Origin of the sequence: Caballeronia sp. LZ029 (assembly GCF_031451275.1) — a bacterium.
In the GTDB taxonomy this organism is placed as follows: domain Bacteria; phylum Pseudomonadota; class Gammaproteobacteria; order Burkholderiales; family Burkholderiaceae; genus Caballeronia; species Caballeronia jiangsuensis.
This window is the reverse complement of the sequence record NZ_JARUXO010000003.1, coordinates 1466957-1489233: the sequence shown is the minus strand read 5'-3', so window position 1 is coordinate 1489233 and position 22277 is coordinate 1466957. Positions and strand designations below refer to the sequence as shown.

Below are 22277 nucleotides of genomic sequence, written 5' to 3'. Positions count from 1 at the left end.
ACTTTTGTTTCGAAGGAAGCACGACATGAACAGACTGAATGGAAAGACCGCCGTGATTACCGGCGGCGCTACCGGCATCGGCCGCGCCGCGGCAAAGCGCTTCATCGAGGAGGGCGCCTTCGTCTTCATCTTCGGCCGACGGCAGGAAGCGCTCGACGCCGCTTTGGCCGACCTGGGGCCCAATGCCCGCGCGGTAAAGGGCTCGGTGTCGGATCCGGCCGACCTCGCTCGACTCTATGCGGCGGTGAAGGCCGAGCGTGGAACCCTCGACATCGTCTTCGCCAATGCCGGAGCGGGAAGCCAGCTTCGGCTGGGCGAGATCACCGCCGGGCACATCGACGAAACCTTCGACACCAATGTGAAGGGTTCGATCTTCACGGTCCAGCAGGCGCTGCCGCTGATGGGCGAGGGCGGTTCGATCATCCTCACAGGATCGAGCGCCGGCACCACGGGCGCTCCGGGAATGAGCGCCTACAGCGCGAGCAAGGCGGCAGTGCGCAACCTCGCGCGGACCTGGGCGGAGGACCTGAAGGGCACCGGCATCCGCGTAAATGTGCTGTCGCCCGGGGCGACGGCCACCGAACTCGCGAAGGAGGCGCTCGGCGAGGAAGGCCAGAAGGTTTTCGCCTCGATGACGCCGCTTCAGCGGATGGCCGATCCGGCGGAGATCGGAGCGGTGGCCGCCTTTCTCGCGTCGCCGGACAGCAGCTTCATGACCGCCAGCGAGGTCGCCGTCGACGGCGGCCTTGCGCAACTCTGACGCGCCGCGCCCTGCCGGTCACTCCATTCGATACTCGCGGCCCGCAGGGCGGGTGAAACCAAAGGAGAAAAAATGAGCTACGCAATTATTGGCTTCGGCAAGATCGGCCAGGCGCTTGCCAAGGCGTTTGCCCGAAGCGGCATCGAAGTATGCGTCGCGACCACGCGCGACCCGGAAAGCTTTGCGTCCGCTGCGGCCGCCATCGGACCCACGATCATTCCAACGAAACTGGCTGAAGCGGTCAGGGCGGACATTGTCTTCCTGGCTGTCGGCTTCGCGTCGCACCAGGATGTCGCGAAGGCGTTGCCGAGCTGGCAGGGGAAGACCATCGTCGACGTGACCAATGCCTACGGCGTGCCCCCCGAGGAGCTGGGAGGACAAGCTTCGTCCAGGTTCGTCGCGCAGGCCTTCGCTGATGGAAGGCTGGTGAAGGGCTTCAATCATCTGGCCGCCGCGGTCCTCGCGCAAGACCCGGCCGTACATGGCGGGAGGCGAGTCGTGTTCCTGGCGAGCGACGATGAAGGGGCCGCAGCGGAGATCGGTGCGCTTGCGGAAAATCTCGGTTTCTCGCCGATCGAACTTGGCGGACTTTCGGAAGGCGGACTACTCGTGCAGGGGCGCGGAAACAGCTGGGGTCAACTGATCTTCAAGGACCTGGTCAAGTTCGACTGATGAAATGGAGAGAATTCGATGAGCACTGAAGAGAATGTCCAGATCGTGAAGGATTTCTTTGCAGCAATCGGTCGCGGTGATGAGCAAGGTCTGCTGGCGTTGGCTGCCGAAGATATCGAGTGGATCATTCCGGGCGAGGACTGGCCGCTGGCCGGCACGCATAGCGGGCACGCGGGATTGGCGAACGTGCTTCGGAAGGCTTCGAACGAGGTGGAAATGACATACCCGGAGCCCCCCGAATTCGTCGCGCAGGGAGACCGGGTTCTGGTCATCGGCGTCGCTACGGGCAAAATCAAAGCGACGAACAAGACGTTCAAGGACGATTGGGTCTTCGCCATTACCGTCAGAAATAGCAAGCTCGCGAACATCCGGGAATATATCGATACGCAAGCCCTGGCGCGGGCCTGCGAGACCATGAACGCTCAAGCGAGCGTTGCCTCCGGTGGATGCTTCGCAACATAACGTCCCGGCGCGGGCTCGATCGGCGGGAACTTCGCGCTGCCCAGCTTCTTCGGCGCGGCGACCTGCTCGCCCGCGTACGTTTGCAGCCACTTGCTCCAGTGCGTCCACCAGCTTCCCGGCTGTGAAGTGGCCGATTCGAGCCACGCTTCTGGATCGTCGCCGGGCTTGCCGTCGATCCAGTAGGAGCGCTTGTTCTTCGATGCAGGATTGATCACGCCCGCGATATGTCCGCTCGCGCCGAGCACGAACTGCGTCTCGCCGCCCAGGAGACGCGTCGATCGGTACGCACCCTGCCACGGCACGATGTGATCCTCCTGCGTGCCGAAGATATAGCTCGGCATGTCGATGCGCGCGAGGTCCACCGGCGTGCCGCACATGGTGAGCCGCCCCGGCTGGCACAGATTGTTCTCCAGGTACATGTTGCGCAGATACCAGGCGTACATCGGCCCGGGCAGGTTGGTGCCGTCGGCATTCCAGTAGAGCAGGTCGAACGCCTGCGGCGCGCCGCCCTTGAGGTAGTTGTCGACGACATACGGCCAGATCAGATCGTTCGCACGCAGTGTCTGGAACACGAAGCCCAGTTCGCCGCCCGAATAAATGCCGCCGCGCCCGATGGTCTGCTCGCGCTGCGCGACGCCTACTTCGTCGATGAACACGCCCAGGTCGCCGGGATCGCTGAAATCGAGCATCGTCGTGAGCAGCGTGAGGCTCGCGACCGGATCTTCGCCGCGCGCGCGCAGTACCGCCAGCGCCGACGACAGTATCGTCCCGCCGACGCACCAGCCGACCGCATTGACCTTGTCGGCGCGGCTGATCGCGCGGGCCACTTCGATCGCCTTGATCGCGCCGCTTTCGATGTAGTCGTCCCAGGTGATGTGGCCCAGTTCCTTGTCGGGGTTTCGCCACGACACGAGGAACACGGTCTGCCCCTGTTCGCACGCGAAGCGCACGAACGAATTCGCCGGTTGCAAATCGAGGATATAGAACTTGTTGATGCACGGCGGCACGATGACGAGCGGCCGCTCGGCGACCTTCTCCGTGAGCGGCGCGTACTGGATCAGTTGAAACAGTTCGTTCTCGAATATCACCGATCCCTTCGAGACCGCCACATTGCGCCCGACTTCAAAGGCGCTTTCATCCGTGATGGATATGCGTCCGCGCCTGAGGTCTTCGAGCAGATTCGCGAACCCCGTGCGCATGCTCTTGCCCTGCGTCTCGATCGCGGTTTGCATCGCCTCCGGATTGGTGACGGCGAAATTGACCGGACTCATCGAGTCGATGAACTGGCGCGCGTAGAAGCGCAGCTTGTGCTTCTCCTTTGCGTTGATATCCGCGGCTTCGACCATGTCGTTGAGCAGCTTCGAATTGAGCAGATAAGTCTGCTTGAGGAGGCTGTACCACGGATTGTCGTGCCAGGAATCCGACTTGAAGCGGCGGTCGCCGCGCTCCGGCTCAATGGCGGGCGCCGGCTTCTGGCCGGTCGCGCTCGCCATCATGCCTGCATAGAGCGCCATCTGCTGCTGCCAGTAATGCGCCTGAGCCTGCGCGAGCGCGAGCCCGGGCAATGTCCTGCCGGACCTCGAAGGCGAGTCGGTCTTGTTGCCGGCCACGCCCATATAGGCTTCCAGCAGCGTCTGCCCGGATTTGAAAAACCCCCGGACGAACTCCTCCGGCATGTTGAACGGCGAGGCCATGTTGTCTCCCTGGGGTCATCGTCAAAGGCACGCCGCGCGCCGTGTCGTCAGACAGGGCGCGCCGGGGTGCGGATTCCGACTGGACGAAACTGCGCTATTTTCGCTGCAGCATCTTCTTTATTTCGTCTACGTGCTCGTTGGCGCGCTGCGTGATGTTCGCCATCGTGTCGGCCTGCGACTTGCGTGCGATTTCCGCGAGATCCTTGATGTCTTCGAGCGCTTTCACGCAGGCATTGCGGACGAATTCGTTCTGCTTGCCCGGATCGCTGATACCGGTTTTCGCCGCCTCCTGAATGTCCTGCATCGCGCGCGTGAGCATGTCGGTCTGCTTGCGGGCGAGTAGTTGCATGGACTCGTACGCGGTCTTGTTCGCTTCGACGATAGCCTCGATGTCCTTCTTGCGCGATTCGACCAGTGCCGACATGTCGACGCCGGGCACCTTGAACTGTTCGAGCATCCTGGTCAGATCTTCGAAGGGATTCTTTGGGTCAGCCATGACTGTCTCCTGGGTTGTTTGTGTGGATCGCGATGCTGGATTCGTGGAACGCTCGTGCGGTTCGCCGGCTTGGGGTGGCGCCGTCGAGAACCGGGCCTCGCGGACATCACTTTACGCCGTCCGGGCGCAGCGTGCTCCACGCTTTGCACAAGATGTTCCGTGGTTACGCCGTGTATAGCGTGATGAGAAAGATCGCGAATCGGTAGCCTAGAACGATGAGGCCAGCCGTCAGCGCCAAAGTTGCCGCTTTAAGGAGCCTTGTCATGCCGTGAGAGCCGAAGACGGGGTTCAATGCCAGGAACACATAGCCGCCGCAGAGGCTTAGATTGAGGATCGAAAGAAGGTTGTCGACGACAGGTGAATCGAGTCCGAGGCCGCCGAGACGGACCTCGATGGCCGCGACGCCGAGCGCGAGCGAGAACAGCAACAGCAGGAACGCATAGAGATGGAGCGAGAAATAGACAAATGTGACGAATGGCTTGCGCGCGCGGAGGAAGGTCATCCACAACAGCAGCGTGAACGGAATCACCATGAGAATAATGAGTGACTTGGCATTGAGCACCGCCGCACGGTCGAAAATGGACGTGTACTGGGGCAGGTCCGTCCGTAGTTTCGCGACGCGTTCGGCCACCAGCGACCGCGCGAGCGGACTCCAGTCCTGAAGATAAAGATGGGACTGCAGCGTCGAGCCGAAGACCTGAGTGTCGGTCAGCGACTGCATCGCGAAGAAGAACGCGTTGGCGATGAGAAACAGTTGGAACGGCGGCACATAAGGCATGCGCTTTCCGTTCAGATGCGCGACCGTCAGCTCGCCGGGATGGCGTAGCAAAATCCAGATCGTGCGAAGCAGGCGCCCGTCGATGGTCGTCGCCGCGTGCAGGAGCTTCGTTCCGATCCCGCGCAGGGTCAGGTCGGGAGGCCGGAGCGGGCTCTCGCCGCACATCGGGCAGAACGGTGTGGTGACGTGATTTGCGCACGTCGGACATATCCAGGGTTCGGTCGCAGACATGACGTCCTCCGTTGGACCGCTCGTACATATGGACTAACAGAGTCGGACTAACAGAGTCGATCGTGAGCCCTGCGGCCGTATCATCTGCGCGATACAGCGACGAATCTCACCCGTCGAGGGGGCGCCACGGGCTCTGCGCCATGGAAGCAGTTTAGACGACGAACAGATCGGCACATGCTACGAACAGGCGCGGTAGCTCGGACTCCCGAGCTACCGCGCGCCACTACTACACGGCGCGCTCAGGCAACCTGGACAGCAATGGCCCGAGACCTTCGGCAATCGTCAAATGGGAAATCACGGCATCCCGGAGCTTCGGATACGGAAGTTCTGCGATCATCGCCGTTTGCATCGCGGCCAGCACTTCTCCCGCTTCCGAGCCGATCATCGTGAAGCCGAGAATGCGGTCGTCTTCCGCGCCGACGAGCACCTTCATGAAGCCCTGCGTTTCGTCGGTCGCTTCGGTTCGCAGCACACTGCTCATCGGTAGCGTGGCGACGCGCGCGGCGATGCCCTCGCGCCGCGCATCGGTTTCGCTCAGGCCGACACGCGCGAGCGGCGGATCGGTGAACAGCGTGTATGGAATCAGCCGATCGCCGGTGCTGCGATGTCCGCCCGCCATGTTGTCGCGCACGATGCGGAAGTCATCGACGGAAACATGCGTGAATTGCGGGCTGCCCGCGACCTCGCCGATTGCCCACACATCGCGCGCCGACGTTTGCAACCGATCGTTCACGCGGATATAGCCGCGCTCGTCCAGTTCGATGCCTGCATGCTCCAGGCCGATATCGGTTGTGTTCGGAATGCGCCCGGCCGCGACCAGAATGTCGCTGCCCTCTACGGTCTGCTCGCCCGAAGACGTGCGCACGACGACGCGCACCTGCGTGCCCGAGTGCCCCTCGACGCGGATCGTCTGCGCGTCCAGCACGACGTCGATCTCTTCCGCGCGAAGTATGCGCAGCATTTCGTCGCCGATGTCCGCGTCTTCGCGGGCCATCAGTCGTGCACCGCGCTCGATGATCGTCACGCGGCTGCCGAAGCGCCGATACGCCTGCGCCATCTCGACGCCGATATAGCCGCCGCCCATCACGATCAGATGCGATGGCGCGCGATCGAGATCCAGCGCGCCGATGTGCGTCAATGGATCGGCCGACGCCAGGCCCGGCACGTCCGGAATCGCGGCATGCGTGCCGACGTTGACCACCACCTGATCGCCGCCGAGCGTGCGGGTGCCGCCGTCATTGAGCCGCACCTCGATGATCTTCAGCCCGACGAACCGTCCGACGCCCATGATCAGCTCTGCGCCGCTCGATGCATACGCCTGCACGTGAAACGCGGCTTCCCGTTCGACCATGCCGCGCTTGCGATCGCGAACCTTCGTCATATCCACGGCGACGGCTCCCGTCGCTACGCCGAAATCGGCGGCATGCCGCGTCAGATGCGCCACGCGCGCGCTCCAGATTTCATTCTTGCTGGGCAGACACGCGACGGCGGGACACGAGCCGCCCACCCACTGCCGCTCGACCACGGCGACGCGCTGCCCCGAGCGCGCCAGATGCCACGCCAGAAGCTTGCCGCCCTGACCACTACCGAGAATCAACGTATCGAACTGTTCGATCTGAGACATGACCTTCTCCCAATCAGCTAACGGATGAATTGATGTGGAGCGGACGAATCCGCTTGCGAGTGTCTGCATTACTCGACGGGCGGAAAATCGACGTCGGTGTCGTTGATGCGATTGAACGTGTTGGTGAAGATCGTCATCGCAATCGCCAGCGATATCTCCGCCAGTTGCGAATCGCGATAACCTGCGGCGCGGATGGCGGTGAGTTCGTCAGCGCCGATCGTGCCGCGCGTCGTCTGCAAAAGCCGCACGAAGCGGATCAGCGCATCGCGCTTGACATCACCGGTCGGCTGGCCGGCGCGAATCTGTCTGAGCGCTTCCGGCGTCAGACCGGTCATCTTGCCTAGCATCACGTGGGCGGCGACGCAGTAGTCACAACCTGTCTGCTCGCTGACCAGCAGCTTGATGGTTTCCAGATCCTGCTTGCTCAGGCTGCTGGCGGTCAGCGCGCCTTCGGCGTCGAGCGCGGCGTTCAACGTCGCCGGCGCGAGATGGCCGAGCGCCGCGAACAGGTTCGGCACGCTGCCGGCCGCGATCTTGCGAACGCGTGCGTAGACGTCGGCAGTGTCGCCGGTGGCGTTGGCGACGGCGGGAATGGCGATGCGACTCATGGTTGACCTCGTTCGGTGGTGGTTAGGAGCCTCCACTTTAGGGTCGCCGGATGAGCTTGTTGAGTCGCTAAATTCTCAATATCATGCTCAAAAGTCTCATCGTGTCATTCGAGGTAAGCATGTCGATGTCGATCGATTGGCTGAGCCGCCTGCTCGGCATGATGACCGTGCGCGGTCAGCTCGAACTTCGCTGTTCGTACGGCGCGCCGTGGGAAGTGATCTACGCCGATTCAGACGCGGGCGAAATGCCGTATCACATCGTGCTCGGTGGATCGGCCGTGCTGGAGACGCCCGGCGGCAAGCCGCAACACTTGAGCGCCGGAGACATCGTGATGCTCACGCACGGTTCGGCGCATACGCTTCGCGATGGCAGCGGGGCGCGGCCGAAGCCTGCCCGGCAACGCGCGGCGCTGAACCTGATCATCAGCGAAAACAAGGGTGCCGGCGAGCGTCTGGACATGCTGTGCGGACGGATCATCCTCGCGCCGCCGCATGACCGCTTCGTTCGTGCGTATCTGCCGGCGCGGCTCGTCGTCCGTACGTCGATAGCGAAGGGCAGAGGGCAGGGCGCGGCGCTGGAACAGTTGAATGGTCTCGTCGCGTTGATGCGGACGGAATCGATCGCCGACAATCTCGGCGGCTACGCGATGATGAACGCGCTGTCGGCGGCGCTTTTCGCGCTGGCGTTGCGTGCGAGCGCGGAGTCCGACGAAGCGCCCGCCGGTCTGCTGACGCTCGCGGGACATTCGCGTCTGTCGCCCGCGCTCGCCGCGATCTTCAACGAGCCGGCGCGTGACTGGACGCTGCCGGAACTGGCGAGTCTATGCAGCATGTCGCGCGCAACATTGATCCGTCATTTTCAGAACAAGGTGGGGCGTTCACCCATCGATCTGCTGACCAGCGTCCGAATGGCGCTGGCGGCAAATGAGCTGAAGAGGCCAGGCGTCTCGACCGAAGTGGTGGCCGAGACCATCGGCTACCAATCCGTCGCGGCCTTCAGGCGCGCGTTCAGTCAGCACTTCGACATGACGCCGGCGCACTGGCGGCGCTCGAATGTGGAGACGCAGCAGGCGCGTGTAGAGGACTGAGGATACGCGCCCGCGCTCACGACCGCGTTCAGGCGGAGAGCTGCATCGCCAACTCGTCGTCCTTGATGCTGGCGATGGGTTGCAGTATCGAGCTATCGAACTGCCTCGGTTCGCGCCCGCTCGCGAGCATCATCGGCAGATCGGGGTTGGCGAGCGCGCCGCGTCCGACTGTCACGATGTCCGCGCCGGACCCGAGCGCATGGGCGATACGCTCGGCCGTATGCAACCCGCCGTTCGCGATGATCGTCGCGTTCGGCGCGTAGCGACGCGCCAGCGCGATGAGGCTGTCGCGCGTGCCTTCGAATGCGGGCTGCCACGCTTCGTGCTCGGTCACGTGGATGAAGTTCACGCCTGCATCGGCGAGCGTGCCGAAGATCACTTCGGCGTCCGCCTCGCCGCCGGGCCACTTCGACGCGAAGTCGTTGACCTTGCCCTGCGAGATGCGGATGCCGACCGGCACTGCATCGCCGACGCCGAGCCGGACCGACTTAACGACATCGACGAGCAGTTGTACTCGCGCCCTCGTGCTGCCACCCCAACGGTCGTTTCTGAGATTCGTATGCGCGCCCAGAAACTGGTCGAGCAGATAGCCATTCGCGCCGTGAATTTCCACACCGCCGAATCCGCCGATATTCACCGAGCGCTGCGCCGCCTGCACGAAGCCCTGAATCGCTTCATCGATCTCGGCATCCGTCATCTGCCGGGGTTCGGGATACGGTCCATCGCCGTAATAGAACGCCATCTGTTCGCCTTTGGGTCGAACGGCCGATGGCGCCACCGTGTGCTTCCGATAAGCATTGCCCTGACTCAGCGCGCCTGCGTGCATCAGTTGCGCGAATACGCGTGCGCCATGTGCCTGCATGTCGCGATTGAAGGCTGCCCATGCGCGCGCCTGTTCGTCATCGGCCAGGCCAGGCTGAAAACGGTATCCTTGCGAAAACGCCTTGTCCGTATAGATGCCTTCTGTCGTTACAAGGCCGAAGCTGCCTTTCGCGAATCGACTGTAGTAGTCGAACATCGTCTGTGTCGGATGGCCGTATTCGGTGGCCGTGATGCGCGTCATCGGGGCGACTGCGATGCGGTTGCGCACTGCAATGCCGTTGCCGGCGTACGGGGTAAGGATCTGCGAGGTGAAGTCGTTCATTTCGCGGCTCGTCAAGGAAGGAAAGTGACTTCATCCTAGGCGTTGGGAGGGCGGGAAAACAGACATCGAAAGGTGAAGCCGCCGTAACGGTATCGGATATAAACCATGTTCCTTCCAGACGTTCGAACCTTTCTCGCCGTTGCGTCGGCGGGCAGTCTTTCCGCTGCGGCGCGCCAGCTCGACGTCGTTCCCATGCAGGTGTCGCGTCGCATCGCCGCGCTGGAAGAAGATCTCGGCGTGCGGCTCTTTCATCGGACGACCCGGTCGCTCACGCTGACTGCCGAAGGCGAAGCGTTCGTGCCATTTGCCACGGCGATGGTGGATGCGGAATCCGGCGCGCGCGCCGAGCTCAGCCCGTCGCCGGGAAAGGCGTCGGGCGTGCTCCGTCTGACGGCGCCGAGCGGGTTCGGGCAATCGGTCGTGCTGCCCATGCTTGCGGGCTTGCTCGAAGCCAATCCGGAGCTTCGCATCGACCTCGATCTTTCGGATCGTCAGGTCGATATCGTCGGGCAGGGCCTCGATGTGGCCTTGCGGATTGCGCCCCTGGAGGACTCCGAGCTGGTGGCGAAGAAGATCGCTGCCAATCCGCGCCTCGTTTGCGCCGCGCCGGCCTATCTGAAGAAACACGGACGACCCTCGACGGTTGCCGATCTGGACGATCACGCCTGTATCCGACTGAGCGCGGTGCGACGGTGGCCGCTTGTCGTCGACGGAGCGTTGATCCGCAAGCGCGTGGATGCGTGTTTCACCACGACGAGTGTCGAAGCGGCGCGGAGCGCTGCCGTGCAAGGTCTCGGGCTCGCGCAGTTGACGTACTGGGACGTCTTCCGGCAATTAGCCGACAACTCGCTCGTGCAGATTCATTTGGAGGATGCGGCGATGGAGGACTTGTCGGTCTGGGCGGTGATGCCGAGCAGGCGATACGTTCCAAACAGGGTGAGTGTCTTTCTCGGCGCGTTGCAGAGTCAGATCGACGAACTCGGCGAAGGACATCGACGCTGAACGCTTCCTGCCCAATCAACAGGAGATCAACGAGAAATGTTGGCCGCCGAACATTCGCCGTGAGTAAAGACAGTTCACGACTCTTCGACCGCCTATAAATAACGGGGCTTGAATCAGCACGCCCGGCGCGCTTTGTCATCTGGAAGCCGAAGCGGACCGTTCGACTAACCGAAAACACGGAGTTCTTATGACTAAGCTAAGTAATAAGGTTGCCCTTGTGACGGGCGGTTCGAGGGGCATCGGCGCTGCCATTGCGAAGAGACTGGCCGCGGACGGCGCGCGCGTGGCGATTACTTTCTCCAAGGGCGGGGATGCCGCTGAAAGCGTAGTCAAGGAAATAAAAAGCGCCGGCGGAGAAGCGATTGCGATCCAGGCGGATGCAGCGAAGCCGGAAGCGATCAATCAGGCGGTGCAGCAGACGGTTGCCGCCTACGGTGGCCTGGACATCCTGGTCAATAATGCAGGGACGGCGATTCCGAAACCCTTCGAAGAGACGACGATCGAGGAACTGGATCACGTCATCAACCTGAATGTTCGGGGGGTGTTTCTGACAACGCAGGCAGCCCTGAAGCATCTGAAGGCCGGTGGTCGCATCATCAATATCGGCTCGTGCGTCGGAGAGCGAATGATGACTCCGGGCCTCGTCCCATATTCCGCGACGAAGGCGGCCATACGGATGTTCACGCAGGGCCTGTCCCGGGAAGTCGGCGAACGAGGTATCACGGTCAACAATATTCAACCTGGCCCGATCGACACTGATCTCAATCCTGCGGCGGGCGATTGGGCAGCGCCTCAATTGGCGATGACCGCGCTCAAGCGATACGGGAAGGTCGATGAAATCGCGGCGATCGTCGCTTTCATTGCCAGCGACGAGGCGGCGTACATCACCGGGGCAAATCTTACGATCGACGGCGGCACGAACGCCTAGCGTCGAGGGCACGACGATGCCACCTGCTGCCGATAGCCTGGTTGACCGACAGGACACCAGGCTTCGACCTGCGCGATAACCGCAACGCCTTCGTCGCTAGACCGACATCTGATCCGCGGTCTTCTTGAGTTGCGACACGAACTGATTCACGATCACCGAGCGCGGCCGGCCAGGCGCAAACAGGAACCGCGGCTCGACGGGCACGGCGGGCGAGAAACGCCGCGCGATCAGGTCAGGGAACGAACGGCCCACGAGCGCGAACGGATCGACCAGCGCCACCGCGTTGGCCTCACGCACTAGCGCGCACAGCACCGGCGTACTGTTCGACACGAACACGCTCGTGAACATCCTGCCTTGCCCCCGGAACGCCTCGCGAAGACGCCAGCCCGTCAGGGTGTCTTCGCCGAAGGTGGCGAGTGTCTCCTTGTCGAGCATCTTGGGCGTAATGATCTTGCGCGCCGCGAGAGGATGTTCGGCTCGCATTACGCAGCGCAACTCCGCGCTGCAGAACTCCTCGACTTCCAGCGTGCCCGAAGGCGCGGCCACGTCGAGAATGCCGAAGTCCGCCTGATTGTTGTTCACGTACTCGACGACGTGACGCGTCGGCAACGCGCGAATATCGAATTCGACATACGGATGCGTCTCGCGGAATTCGCCGACCGCCCGCGCGACGATGGTGGTCGCGAGCATCGACACGGTCGATACGCGAATCGAGCCGCGTTGTCCTTGCTGGATCTCGCGCGCCGTCTCCGCGATCGACTGCACGCTGCCGAACAACCGCTCGATTTCCGGCAGGATCGCCTCGGCCTCGGGCGTGCATACGAGCCGTCCCTTCACGCGCAGAAACAAGGTGAGGCCGATCTCTTCTTCCAGCATGCGCAGCGTCTTCGTGACGGCGGGCTGCGACACATACAGCAGACGCGCGGCGGCGGAAACGCTCCCCGCCTTCACGACCGCACGAAAGATCTCCAGATGTCGCACTTTGAGCATGGGCTGGACTCGGCAAGGGTATAACTTTCTGGCAGGACCAAGCTTAGCAGAATGTATTGGTTTTCATGGATTTGAAACCGTACACTGGGTTCACCGCATGAGGAAGCACGCAATCCACTCATCCATCAAGGAGCTTTGCTGTGAGCATTCCCGACGCATCGGTGTGGCGCGCCCGCGCGCAGGAGATCCGGCCAGAAGGCCGTGCGTTCATCGACGGACGCTACGTGCCCGCGCTATCGGGCAAGACCTTCGCGACGATCGATCCCGCGACGGGCCGCACGATCGCGCAGATCGCGGAGTGCGACAAGGAAGATGTCGATGTGGCCGTCGCCAGCGCGCGCCGCGCATTCGAAGCCGGCGTGTGGTCGCGCCGCGCGCCCGCCGAACGCAAGGCGGTCATGCTCAAGTTCGCGCAGTCGATCATGGAGCATCGCGAGGAGCTGGCGCTGCTCGAATCGCTCGACGTCGGCAAACCGATCGCGAATGCCTATAACGGCGACATCGTCAGCTCGGCGACCTGCATCCAGTGGTACGGCGAGGCCATCGACAAGCTCTACGGCGAAACCGCGCCCGCCGCGCCCGACATGACCACGATGATCGTGCGCGAGCCGCTCGGCGTGGTCGCGGCCGTGGTGCCGTGGAACTATCCGCTGTCGATGGCGAGCTGGAAGCTCGGCCCCGCGCTCGCGTCGGGCAACTCGGTGGTGCTCAAGCCCGCCGAGCAGTCGCCGCTCACCGCGATCCGCATCGCCGCGCTCGCGATGGAAGCGGGCCTGCCGCCCGGCGTGCTCAACGTCGTGCCCGGTTACGGCGAGACGGCGGGGCGCGCGCTCGGCCTGCACATGGATGTCGATGCGGTCGGCTTCACCGGCTCGACGGCGGTCGGCAAGCTCTTCATGCAGTACTCGGGTCAGTCCAACATCAAGCGAGTCGGTCTCGAATGCGGCGGCAAGAGCCCGCATATCGTGCTCGACGATTGCCCCGATCTCGATGCCGCCGCACGCGCCGTCGCCGCCGGCATCTTCGGCAACAGCGGACAGGTCTGCAATGCGGGCTCGCGTCTCATCGTGCATGCCGCCGTGCGTGACGAACTGCTCGACAAGGTCGCCGCCATCGCACGCGAACTGGTGCCCGGCGATCCGCTCGATCCGGCCACGAAGATGGGCGCGATCGTCAGCCGGACGCAGCACGAATCGGTGATGTCGCATATCGATGCGGGTCGCGCCGACGGGGCGCGCATCATCGCGGGCGGAAGGGCGGCGCGGCCCGAATCGGGCGGCTATTTCATCGAGCCGACCGTGTTCGATCGCGTCAGCAATGACATGCGCATCGCGCGTGAAGAGATCTTCGGGCCGGTGCTCTCGGCGATCACGGTGGAGTCGCCGGAAGAAGCGGTGCGCATCGCCAACGACACCATCTACGGACTTGCCGCCGCCGTCTGGACGTCGAACGTCGCGCGGGCGCAGCAAGTGTCGCGGCAACTGAAGGCGGGCGTCGTATGGGTCAACTGCTTCGACCGCGGCACCATGTCCTCGCCGTTCGGCGGCTTCAAGCAATCCGGCTTCGGCCGCGACAAGTCGATGCACGCCTTCGATAAATACATGGACTGGAAGGCGATCTGGATCGCCGGATGACGCATCGCTCCTAACCTCTCGCGCAGTCACGGAGACCACCATGAAAACGCCCGATGTCGCAGTCGCAGTCGCAACCGTATCCGATACCTCGTCGCGCTCGCGGCGCGGCTTTCTCATGCAGGCGGGCGCGCTCGCGGGCGCCGCGCTGCTGGGCGCGCCCGCCATCGTGCGCGCGCAGTCGAAGAGCATCAGCGTGACGTGCTGGGGTGGCGCTTACGAAGCCGCGATTCGCGGCGCGTTCGCCGAACCCTTCACGAAGGAAACCGGTATCGCGGTGAATCTCGTCAACAGCGCGGACCTCGCGCGCATGAAGGTGCAGGTCGAATCGAAGAACGTGTCGTGGGACGTGTTCGACAGCATCGGGCCGCAGATCGTCGCGGGCTCGCGCCAGGGCATGTGGGAGAAGCTCGATCCGTCCATCGTCAAGGTGGATGGCCTGATCACGAAGACCGGCGCGGATTTCGTCGGCACGTATTCGTATGCGGGCGGCATCGGCTTCGATCCGAAACGAAGCAGCAAGCCGCCGACGACCTATGCCGAGTTCTGGGACGCGAAGGCGTTTCCCGGCCGGCGCGGGCTGCGTCCGCGCGTGAGCGAGAACCTGGAGATGGCCTTGCTCGCCGACGGCGTCTCGCCCGACAAGCTCTATCCGCTCGATGTCGAGCGCGCGTTCAAGGCGATGGACCGCATCAAGCCCGCGGTGCGCAAGTGGATCGAGACGACGCCCGAGACCGTGACGCTCATCGCGAGCAACGAGCTCGATTTCACTTACACGTATCTCAGCCGCGTCTTGCCGGCGCAGCGCGCGGGCACCTCGATCCAGATGTCGATGAAGCAGACGCTCAACAGCCTCGAATATCTCGCGGTGCCGAAGTACGGCAAGAACACCCGCGCCGCGATGCAGTACGTGGCGTTCTGTTTGCGCCCGGACCGTCAGGCGGCGTTCTGCGAAATGGTGGAATTCGCGCCGAACGTTGCGGCGGCGATGCCGCTTGTCTCCGCCGCCGCGAAGGCGCGCATGCCGGACATGCATGACAAGAACAGCATCGTCATCGACGATCAATGGTGGGGCGATCACTACGATGCGCTGCAGAACCGCTTCACGACGTGGATGCTGACGTAACCGAAACGGAGCGCGCGCGATGAACTACACGCTGAACCTGAAGGCCGTCGTCGTGATGCTGCTGCCGCTGTACGCGCTGCTGGCGGTGTTCTTCCTCTGGCCGCTGGGCGTGGTCGGCTGGTCGAGCGTCTGGGAGCACGCGTTCACGCTGCGCGGCTACGAACAGGTTCTGACGAGCGCGCTGATTCATCGCGTGCTCGCCAACACGCTCACGATCAGCGCGCTCGCCACATCGACGAGCCTCGTGCTCGGTTACATCGTCGCGCTGCATCTCGCACGTTTGCCGTCGTCCAAACGCGCGCCGTATCTCGTCATGGTCATGCTGCCTTTCTGGACCAGCATTCTCGTGAAAAGCTATGCGTTCACGGTGGTGCTCGGCAGCGCGGGCATCGTGGCGAAGCTGGCGGGCTGGCTGTCCGGCGATGCGTGGCATCCCGATCTGATATTCAATCGCACGGGCGTCGTGATCGGCATGACCAATTACCTGTTGCCCTTCATGGTGCTGCCCATCCTCACGAGCCTGACGACGCAGAACCGCAATCTCAAGTTCGCCGCCGAGCTAATGGGCGCGGGACCGTGGATGATCTTCGCGCGCATCACGCTGCCGCTGTCGATGCCCGGCGTGATCGCGGGCGTGCTGATGTGCCTCACGCTCTCCATGGGCATGTACATCACGCCGGCGCTTTTGGGCGGTCCGCGCGACATGATGCTCGCCAACCTCGTCGATTTCTATACGCGGCAGACGCTCGACTGGACGCTCGCGGCATCCATCGCGATGATGCTGCTCGCGATCTCGGCCGTGCTCATCGCCATGCTCGGACGCGTGCAGCAGAGCAGGGAGGCGCTCGCATGATCGATACCGTTACCCGCGTGAGCAATAGCTACGCGAAACCCGAGACGAAGCGCCGCGACTGGCGCGGCGCGTTGCGCGTGCTCGGGTCCGTCGGCGGATGGTGCGGCTATCTGTTCCTGCTGCTGCCGAGCCTCGTGATCGTGCCGATCTCGTTCGGCGGCGGCAGCGAGCTCAGCTTTCCGCCGAAGACCTTCTCGCTCGCGCTGTTCGCGCAGTTCCTGTCCGATCCGGCATGGTGGGGCGCGTGCGTGACGAGCGTGATGGTCGCGCTGCTCGCATCGGCCATCTCGATCGCGGTCGGCGTGCCCGGCGCCTATGCGCTCGCACGCGGCCGCTTTCCGGGCAAGCGCGTGCTCGAATCGCTCGCGATCACGCCGATGCTCGTGCCCGTCGTCGTGCTCGGGCTCGGCATCTACAAGCAGTTCTCGGCGCTCGCGCTCGTCAATACGGTGTGGGGGCTGGCGCTCGCTCATGCGGTGCTGGTCGTGCCGTTCGTCGTCATCGCGGTGGGCTCGGGGCTGCGTCACGCGGACGCGTCGCTCGAAGCCGTCGCGCTGGTGATGGGCGCGAGCCGCGTGCGCATCTTCTTTCAGGTGGTATTGCCGCAGATTCGCGCGTCGGTGGCGGTGAGCGTGCTGTTCGCGTTCCTGCTGTCGTTCGATGAAGTGGTGGTCGCGTACTTCATCTCCGGTCCGCAGACCACGACGCTTCCGGTCAAGATGTACAGCGCGATCCGCTGGGAAGTGTCGCCCGTGCTCGCGGCCGTCTCGACGATGCTCACGCTGATCTCGCTCGTGGCCTGTCTCGGCATCATGGCCTTGCAGCGCCGCGACCGGTCCGCCGATCAATAACGAATCGACACGAACATGGCGAAAAAGTACGACGCGGTGATCATCGGTGCGGGACACAACGGCCTCGTGTGCGGCGCGTATCTCGCGCGCAAGGGACTCCGTGTGTGTCTGCTGGAGCGGCGCGGGATCGCGGGCGGCGCGGCTGTCAGCGAGGCCGTGTGGCCGGGTTATCGCGTATCGACGGCGTCCTACACGATGGCGCTGCTGCAACCGCGCATCATCGAGGAACTGGAGCTGGCGAAGTACGGCTACGAGATCATCGTGCCGCCGCCGATGCTGCATCTGTACGGCGAGGGGCGCAGCCTCATGCTTCGCGCGGAGGGCGAGCGTCTGCACGCCGATATCGCGCGCTTCAGTCCGGCCGACGCCGACGCCTACGGCAAGTATCGCGCGCACATGACGAAGCTCGGCAAGGTGGTGTCGGAATTGCTGTGGGAAACGCCGCCCGATCCCGCCGACCATGCGCTCGCCGCGCGCAGCAAGCTGCTCGGCTTCGCCTGGCGTTTTCGTGATCTCGGCGCGCAGTTCTACGATCTCTACGACGTTCTCACGCTCTCGGCGCGCGATTTTCTCGCGCGCTGGTTCGAGTCCGACGAGATGATCACGGCGCTGGGCTTCTATGCATCGTGCGGCGGCGCGGCCACGAGCATCTGTTCGCCGGGATCGGCCTACGTGCTGCTGCGCGGCTTCATTCGCGACCATGCGACGAACGCGGGACCGGCGGGCTTCGTGCGCGGCGGCATGGGTTCGATTTCCGATGCGATCGCGGCGTCGGGCAAGGCGCACGGCATGGAAGTGCGCTGCGATGCGCCGGTCGCCGAAGTGCTGATCGAAGGCGAGCGGGCGCGAGGCGTGCGGCTCGTATCGGGCGAGCACATCGAGGCCGGTTGCGTGATATCGAACGTCGCGACCAAGGTGCTGTTCCAGCAGCTCGTGAAGGCCGAACACGTGGCGCCCGAGTTCCTGGCGCGCGTCGCGCACATACGCGATCGATCGACTGCCTTCAAGGTCAATCTCGCGCTCAGGCGGCTGCCCGCCTTCACGGACTTCGACCCGGACGCGGCGGGCTTCGCCTATCCCGCGCAGGTGCGGATCGGGCCATCGGTCGAGTATCTCGAACGCGCATGGGACGCCGCGAAGTACGGCGAGATTTCGCCGCATCCGCCGCTCGTGGTCATGACGCCGAGCGCGGTCGATCCGAGCGTCGCGCCGGCTGGCAAGCATCTGATGAGCATCTTCGGCCAGCACGCGCCGTATGCGCTGCGCGAAGGCTCGTGGGACACCGAGCGCGAGCGTCTGTACGACATCGTGCTCGATACGCTCGCCGCGCACGCGCCCGACATACGCGAGTGCATCGACGATGCACAGGTGCTGTCGCCCGTCGATCTGGAGCGCATCTTCGCGCTGCCGGGCGGACATGTGCATCACGGCGAACTCAGCGCGGACCAGATTTTCTTCAGGCGGCCGGTACAGGGCGCGGCGGACTACCGCACGCCGGTCAGGGGCCTTTATCAATGCGGTGCGTCGGTGCATCCGGGTGGCGGCGTCACCGGTGTGCCTGGGCACAATGCAGCGCAGGTCGTGATGCGCGGCGAGCGGCGTTGACGCGAACGGGAGCTTGATCGAACCATGAACATGATCGAACTGAAACAGGTCTCGCGGCGTTACGGCGCGGTGCAGGCGCTCGCGCCGCTCGACTTCAGCGTGAAGCAGGGCGAGTTCGTCACGCTGCTCGGGCCGAGCGGCTCGGGCAAGACCACGCTGCTCAATCTGATTGCCGGCATGGTGAATCCGTCGTCGGGAAGGATCTTCGTGCGAGGGGTCGATATCACCGATGCGCCGCCGAGCGCGCGCGGTCTCGGGATGGTGTTCCAGAACTATGCGCTGATGCCGCACATGAGCGTGTTCGACAACATCGCGTTCCCGCTGCGCGTGCGCAAGCTGCCGAAGGACGAGATCCGCCGCAAGGTGAAGGACGTGCTCGACATGGTGCGCCTGCCCGACATCGGCGCGCGCAAGCCGAAGGAATTGTCGGGCGGCCAGCAGCAGCGCGTGTCGCTCGCGCGCTGCATCGTCTATAACCCGGCGCTGATCCTGCTCGATGAACCGCTCGGCGCGCTCGACAAGAAGCTGCGCGAGCAGATGCAGTTCGAGATTCGCCGCCTGCATGCGGAACTCGGCATCACGATGCTCAACGTCACGCACGATCAGGACGAAGCACTGTCGATGTCCGATCGCATCGTGCTGATGAATCAGGGGCGCGTCGAGCAGATCGCGACGCCCGACGAACTCTATCGCTCGCCGCGCACCGTGTTCGCGGCGAGCTTCATCGGCACGGCGAATCTCATCGCGGGCACGGTGCAGGACAACGCGGGCCCGCATGCGATCGTCTCGACGCCGCTCGGCATGCTGCATGCCGCGATGAGCCCGTCGGGCATCGCGCGCGGCACGGCGGTCAAGCTGCTGGTGCGGCCGGAAAGCGTGCGCATGGAGCCCGCGCCGGAAACGACGGACCTCGCGCTCGACAACGCCATCGCCGACGGCAGGCGTCACGCCGGCACGCTGGAAGATTCGATCACGCTCGGCAGCGTGGTGCGGCATCACGTGAAGCTCTTCGGCGATACGCGGATCGTCGTGCAGCAGCAGGGCAATCGCAGGCCCGCGGCGCATGTGCGCGGCGCGCCCGTCCTGCTCGACTGGGCGCCGGAGGATTGCCAGATGATCCTGCAGGACTGACACCCGCATCATCGTGCGCGCCTCGCTCGCCGGGGCCCGACAGTTTCTGGAGAACAGCATGACAACACAGTCCCCGACCGTGGCGGATGAGCTCGCCCGTCGAAAACGTCAGGAGCAACTTGCGCTGCCCGAATCGCTCGGCGCGTTCGTCAGCGAACAGGCGGCGTTGTATGGCGACAGGACCGCCGCCGTGTGGTTCGAGCGCGGCATCAGCATGACCTATGCGCAGATCGATCGCGCCGCGTCCCAACTCGCGGATTCGCTCGTGAGGCGCGGCATTCGCAAGGGCTGTCATGTCGCGCTGATGCTGAAGAACACGCCCGAGTTTCCGATCACGTGGATCGCGCTCGGACGCATCGGCGCGGTGATGGTGCCGGTGAACACCGCATACACGCTCGACGAGATGACCTTCGTGCTCACCGACGCCGACGCGCAATATCTCGTGATCGACGCCGCCTTCGTGCCGCTCCTCGCCGGCGCGCCCGCGCTGCCCGGCCTGCTTGCGTGGGAGCGCGTGATCGTGAGCGGCGAGAGCGATCATCCGCTGCAATGGCAAGCGCTCGTCGATGCAGGCAACGCCGGGTTCACGCCCGCGAGCCCGGTGTCGCGCGACGACCTGCTGAACCTGCAATACACCTCGGGCACCACGGGCTTTCCGAAGGGCTGCATGCTGAGCCACGATTACTGGATGATCCATTGCCACGGCGCGGCGCGGCATCGGCGCGGGCCGGAGGCGGGCATCGAGAACGTGCTGATATGGGCGCCGTTCTTCTATATGGACCCGATGTGGCAGTTCCTCATGACGCTGAAGCTCGGCGGCACCGCGTATATCGCGGAGCGCATGAGTCTGTCGCGCTTCATGTCGTGGCTCATCGACTATCGCATTCACTACTGCATTTTTCCGGAGCCTGCGCTGAGCCAGTATCCACGCAGTCCGCGCGATGCCGAGGTCAGCCTCAAGTACGTCAGCATCTATGGCTGGACGCGCGAGAAGCGCGAGGAAGTGCAGACGCGCTTTCACGTGATCGCGCGCGAAGGCTTCGGCATGACCGAAGTGGGCACCGGCGCGCTCGTGCCCGCGTGGGCGCACGACAAGGCGCTCGAACGCACCTGCGGCTTGCCCGCGCCGTTTCGCGAACTGCAGATTCGTCGCGAGGACGGCAGCATTGCGGATATCGATGAAACCGGCGAGTTGTGGATTCGCGGGCGCGGCATTCTGTGGGGCTACTACAAGCGGCCCGAAGCGAACGCGGAGAGTTTCGACGGCGCATGGTTTCGCACCGGCGACCTGTTCCGGCGCGATGCCGACGGCTTCTATTTCATCGTCGGACGCATGAAGGAGATGATCAAGCGCGCGGGCGAGAACGTGTCGGCGACGGAAGTGGAAACGGTGCTGCGCGGCATGGAAGCGATCGCCGAAGCGGCGGTCGTGCCGGTGCCCGATCCGCTGCGACGCGAGGAAGTGAAGGCTTATCTGAAGCTGCGCGATGGCCTCACGCACGCGGACGTGCCGCCTGCCGACATCTTCGAGCATTGCGCGAAGCATCTCGCGCCGTTCAAGGTGCCGCGCTTTCTGCAGTACATCGAAGGCGATTTTCCGCGCACGCCATCGCGCAAGATCGCGAAGAAGCGATTGATCGCGGAGACCGCCGATCCGTTCGCCCATACCTACGATCGTCAGGAGTCGCGCTGGCGCTGATGCCGCGCGCATGCCGGGAGCCCTTGTCATGTTCGTGGACTTTTCGAGCCGACCGCCGTCCCTTCAGTTCGACGGTCCCGCCACTCATCTGGCGAACTATCGACGCGTGTACGAAAGCACCGAGCGCGAGGCCGCCGATGCGGGCGATGGCGATCCGCTCGACGCCTATCTCGAGACTTATGAGCGTCTCGGCGCGCGGCATGTCGTGCTCAAGGCGCGCGATCTATCGAGCACCTTCGGCGTGAAGATTTCCAATGAGAGCGTCGCCGACTTCTGCCGCGCGCACGGCGAGCGTTATATCGGCTTCGCTGGCGTCGATCCGCACAAGGGCGCTGCCGCCGTCGCCGAATTCGAAGTTGCCGTGCGGGAGCTCGGCTTGCGCGGGCTGAACGTGCAGGGCTTCGAGCACCGGCTGTGCATCGACGATCCCTTGCAGTTTCCGCTCTACGAGAAATGCGTGGAACTGGACGTGCCCGTCAACATCCATTGCGGCACGAACTTCTCGACGCATACCTCGATGATGTACGGCCATCCAGCGGCGCTCGACCGCGTGATGATGGCGCTTCCCGGGTTGCGCGTGTGCGCATCGCCGCCGGGCTGGCCGTGGGTGCCGGAACTGCTCGCGGTGGCGTGGCGTCATCCGAACGTCTGGATCGGCACGCTCGCTGTGCGCCCGAAGCTGCTCGCGACCGCGCATTCGGGCTACGAGCCGTTGTTGCAATACGGGCGCACGGTGTTGAAGAAACGCATGATATTCGGCTCGGCGTTCCCGATGATGCCGGTCGGGAAAGCGCTCGCCGAATTCGATGCGCTCGATATGCCGGATGCGGTTCGCGAGGATTGGTGTTGCAATAACGCGCTGGCTTACTTGGGGTTGTGAAATCGATGGGCGGGGGATTTTGAG

Annotated in this window: 21 protein-coding genes; 14 read left to right on the top strand and 7 right to left on the bottom strand. The window is 63.9% G+C overall.

Going from position 1 to position 22277, the window contains the following annotated elements; all coding sequences use genetic code 11:
- The first annotated feature begins 25 nt into the window (after positions 1–25).
- From QCE73_RS25875 to QCE73_RS25865, 3 genes are read left to right on the top strand one after another with little or no spacing between them, the layout of a single operon-like run.
- Complete coding sequence (locus QCE73_RS25875) at positions 26–760, top strand: SDR family oxidoreductase (RefSeq protein ID WP_309884154.1); 735 nt, start codon at positions 26–28, stop codon at positions 758–760.
- A gap of 30 nt (positions 761–790) precedes the next feature.
- The gene (locus tag QCE73_RS25870; RefSeq protein ID WP_309884208.1) at positions 791–1432 is read left to right on the top strand and encodes an NADPH-dependent F420 reductase; all 642 of its coding nucleotides are present in this window, start codon (positions 791–793) and stop codon (positions 1430–1432) included.
- An 18-nt stretch (positions 1433–1450) separates the two neighbouring features.
- On the top strand, positions 1451–1894 hold the full coding sequence (locus tag QCE73_RS25865) for a nuclear transport factor 2 family protein (RefSeq protein ID WP_309884153.1): 444 nt from the start codon (positions 1451–1453) through the stop codon (positions 1892–1894).
- On the opposite strand, the gene QCE73_RS25860 is transcribed toward QCE73_RS25865, so the two are convergent.
- The 5 genes from QCE73_RS25860 to QCE73_RS25840 form a co-directional block, all read right to left on the bottom strand.
- On the bottom strand, positions 1855–3387 hold the full coding sequence (locus QCE73_RS25860; protein WP_404989815.1) for a PHA/PHB synthase family protein: 1533 nt from the start codon (positions 3385–3387) through the stop codon (positions 1855–1857). The two genes, QCE73_RS25865 and QCE73_RS25860, sit on opposite strands and share 40 nt — an antisense overlap.
- Positions 3388–3682: 295 nt before the next feature.
- Positions 3683–4084: a phasin family protein gene (locus QCE73_RS25855; protein ID WP_035498264.1), complete on the bottom strand. Its 402-nt coding sequence runs from the start codon at positions 4082–4084 to the stop codon at positions 3683–3685.
- Positions 4085–4247: 163 nt separating this feature from the next.
- Entirely contained in the window at positions 4248–5093 is an 846-nt protein-coding gene (locus QCE73_RS25850) for a DUF3667 domain-containing protein (RefSeq protein WP_309884151.1), read from the bottom strand.
- Between the two features lie 226 nt (positions 5094–5319).
- Positions 5320–6717, bottom strand: coding sequence for an FAD-dependent oxidoreductase (locus QCE73_RS25845; protein WP_309884150.1), 1398 nt, complete (start codon positions 6715–6717; stop codon positions 5320–5322).
- A 68-nt stretch (positions 6718–6785) separates the two neighbouring features.
- Positions 6786–7325 (bottom strand): carboxymuconolactone decarboxylase family protein, encoded by a 540-nt coding sequence (locus QCE73_RS25840; RefSeq protein ID WP_309884149.1) that lies wholly within the window; start codon positions 7323–7325, stop codon positions 6786–6788.
- A 119-nt stretch (positions 7326–7444) separates the two neighbouring features.
- On the opposite strand from QCE73_RS25840, the gene QCE73_RS25835 reads away from it, so the two are divergent.
- Positions 7445–8413, top strand: coding sequence for an AraC family transcriptional regulator (locus tag QCE73_RS25835; RefSeq protein WP_309884148.1), 969 nt, complete (start codon positions 7445–7447; stop codon positions 8411–8413).
- A 28-nt stretch (positions 8414–8441) separates the two neighbouring features.
- On the opposite strand, the gene QCE73_RS25830 is transcribed toward QCE73_RS25835, so the two are convergent.
- Positions 8442–9557 carry an NADH:flavin oxidoreductase gene (locus QCE73_RS25830; protein ID WP_309884147.1) on the bottom strand — a complete coding sequence of 372 codons (1116 nt, stop codon included), beginning with the start codon at positions 9555–9557 and terminating at the stop codon, positions 8442–8444.
- 105 nt (positions 9558–9662) lie between these two features.
- Between QCE73_RS25830 and QCE73_RS25825 the strand changes: the two genes are divergently transcribed.
- Positions 9663–10559 (top strand): LysR family transcriptional regulator, encoded by an 897-nt coding sequence (locus QCE73_RS25825; RefSeq protein ID WP_309884146.1) that lies wholly within the window; start codon positions 9663–9665, stop codon positions 10557–10559.
- Positions 10560–10746: 187 nt separating this feature from the next.
- The gene (locus QCE73_RS25820) at positions 10747–11487 is read left to right on the top strand and encodes a 3-oxoacyl-ACP reductase family protein (protein WP_309884145.1); all 741 of its coding nucleotides are present in this window, start codon (positions 10747–10749) and stop codon (positions 11485–11487) included.
- Between the two features lie 96 nt (positions 11488–11583).
- Here the strand turns inward: QCE73_RS25820 and QCE73_RS25815 are convergent, their stop codons facing one another.
- Positions 11584–12477: a LysR family transcriptional regulator gene (locus QCE73_RS25815; RefSeq protein WP_309884144.1), complete on the bottom strand. Its 894-nt coding sequence runs from the start codon at positions 12475–12477 to the stop codon at positions 11584–11586.
- A 140-nt stretch (positions 12478–12617) separates the two neighbouring features.
- Here QCE73_RS25815 and QCE73_RS25810 point away from each other — a divergent pair, with 140 nt between their 5' ends.
- From QCE73_RS25810 to QCE73_RS25775, 8 genes are read left to right on the top strand one after another with little or no spacing between them, the layout of a single operon-like run.
- Positions 12618–14111 (top strand): aldehyde dehydrogenase, encoded by a 1494-nt coding sequence (locus tag QCE73_RS25810; protein WP_309884143.1) that lies wholly within the window; start codon positions 12618–12620, stop codon positions 14109–14111.
- A gap of 40 nt (positions 14112–14151) precedes the next feature.
- Positions 14152–15234: an ABC transporter substrate-binding protein gene (locus tag QCE73_RS25805; protein WP_309884142.1), complete on the top strand. Its 1083-nt coding sequence runs from the start codon at positions 14152–14154 to the stop codon at positions 15232–15234.
- 19 nt (positions 15235–15253) lie between these two features.
- Positions 15254–16087: an ABC transporter permease gene (locus QCE73_RS25800; RefSeq protein WP_309884141.1), complete on the top strand. Its 834-nt coding sequence runs from the start codon at positions 15254–15256 to the stop codon at positions 16085–16087.
- On the top strand, positions 16084–16938 hold the full coding sequence (locus QCE73_RS25795) for an ABC transporter permease (RefSeq protein ID WP_035498253.1): 855 nt from the start codon (positions 16084–16086) through the stop codon (positions 16936–16938). Before QCE73_RS25800 ends, QCE73_RS25795 begins: the two co-directional genes overlap by 4 nt.
- A 15-nt stretch (positions 16939–16953) precedes the next feature.
- Complete coding sequence (locus QCE73_RS25790) at positions 16954–18543, top strand: NAD(P)/FAD-dependent oxidoreductase (protein WP_309884140.1); 1590 nt, start codon at positions 16954–16956, stop codon at positions 18541–18543.
- 30 nt (positions 18544–18573) lie between these two features.
- On the top strand, positions 18574–19674 hold the full coding sequence (locus QCE73_RS25785; protein ID WP_309884139.1) for an ABC transporter ATP-binding protein: 1101 nt from the start codon (positions 18574–18576) through the stop codon (positions 19672–19674).
- A gap of 58 nt (positions 19675–19732) precedes the next feature.
- Positions 19733–21373, top strand: a complete 1641-nt coding sequence (locus tag QCE73_RS25780; RefSeq protein ID WP_309884138.1) for a class I adenylate-forming enzyme family protein — start codon at positions 19733–19735, stop codon at positions 21371–21373.
- Between the two features lie 28 nt (positions 21374–21401).
- On the top strand, positions 21402–22253 hold the full coding sequence (locus tag QCE73_RS25775) for an amidohydrolase family protein (protein ID WP_309884137.1): 852 nt from the start codon (positions 21402–21404) through the stop codon (positions 22251–22253).
- Positions 22254–22277: the final 24 nt, after the last annotated feature.